This is a genomic window from Streptomyces caeni, assembly GCF_042678285.1.
Classification (GTDB): Bacteria; Actinomycetota; Actinomycetes; order Streptomycetales; family Streptomycetaceae; genus Streptomyces; species Streptomyces caeni.
Genome location: NZ_JBHUDX010000055.1, coordinates 1 through 1,324, shown reverse-complemented (window position 1 = coordinate 1,324; position 1,324 = coordinate 1). Strand labels below are relative to the sequence as shown.

1 protein-coding gene and 1 other annotated feature are annotated in these 1,324 nt (G+C 62.9%); the gene reads left to right on the top strand.

What is annotated here, in order from left to right; translation table 11 throughout:
* Window positions 1-54 precede the first annotated feature (54 nt).
* Window positions 55-1,283 (top strand): IS3 family transposase gene (locus tag ACFSL4_RS20545; protein WP_381084772.1). Its coding sequence is split into 2 segments (ribosomal slippage): window positions 55-343 and window positions 343-1,283, totalling 1,230 coding nucleotides; the frame shifts between segments, so codons are not numbered across the junction.
* Window positions 336-452 (top strand) — a sequence feature (AL1L pseudoknot). Its footprint overlaps the gene before it by 117 nt.
* Window positions 1,284-1,324: the final 41 nt, after the last annotated feature.

Genomic DNA, 1,324 nt, shown 5'->3' with positions numbered 1-1,324 from the left:
TTGAACCGCGCCGGGTTTGCCGGAGGCTCCAACTCCTGAGTAGGATGGAGCATCATGAGCAAGACGACGAACACGTTTTCCCCTGAAGTGCGCGAGCGCGCGGTGCGGCTGGTTCTCGACAACGAGGGTCAACACGCGTCGCGCTGGCAGGCGGTCATGTCGATTGCGGCGAAGATCGGCTGCACCCCGCAGACGCTGAACGACTGGGTCAAGAAGGCCGAAGTCGACAGCGGCAAGCGCGCCGGCATCCCGACCGAGATGGCCGAGAAGATGAAGGCCCTTGAACGGGAGAATCGCGAACTGCGCCAGGCGAACGAGATTCTCCGCAAGGCGTCGGCGTATTTTGCGATGGCGGAGCTCGACCGCCGACCGAAGTGATGGTGGGTTTCATCGACGCGCATCGGGATGCGCACGGGGTCGAGCCGATCTGCGACGTTCTGCCGATCGCCCCTGCCACCTATTATGACCATCTGGTCAAACGTGCCGACCCGGCGCGGTTGTCGGATCGTGCCAAACGGGACGAGGCGCTGCGCCCCGAGATACGGCGTGTTTTCGAGGACAACTGGAGCGTCTACGGCCTGCGCAAGGTCTGGCACCAGCTGCGCCGCGAGGGCTTCGATGTCGCTCGCTGCACGGTGGCACGGCTGATGAAGGACATGGGCATTCAAGGCATTATCCGGGGCAAGCCGCACAAGACGACGATCCCTGACAAGAAGCAGCCATGCCCGCTGGACAAGGTGAACCGCCAGTTCCGCGTGCCTGCGCCGAACATGCTGTGGGTCAGCGATTTCACCTATGTTGCCACCTGGAAGGGGTTTGTTTATGTCGCTTTCGTCATCGACGCTTATGCCCGCAAGATTGTCGGCTGGCGGGTCAGCACCTCGGCGTATGCCGGGTTCGTCCTTGATGCCCTCGAACAGGCGGTCCATGACCGCCGCCCGGTCAAGGGCATGGGGCTGGTTCACCACAGCGACCGCGGCAGCCAGTATCTGTCGATCAAATACACTGAACGGCTGGCCGAGGCGGGCATCGAGCCTTCGGTTGGCAGCGTCGGTGACAGCTACGACAACGCGCTGGCCGAGACGATCAACGGGCTCTTCAAGGCCGAGGTCATCCACCGTCGGGGGCCCTGGCGCAGCTTCGAGGCCGTGGAATACGCAACCCTCGAATGGGTGGACTGGTTCAACAACCGCCGCCTGCTCGAGCCGATCGGGAACATCCCGCCCGCCGAAGCCGAGGCAAACTTCTACGCGGCTCTGGAAACTGAAGCCATGGCCGCGTAACTAAACCAAATCAGCCTCCGGCAAACCCGGCGCGGTTCAAT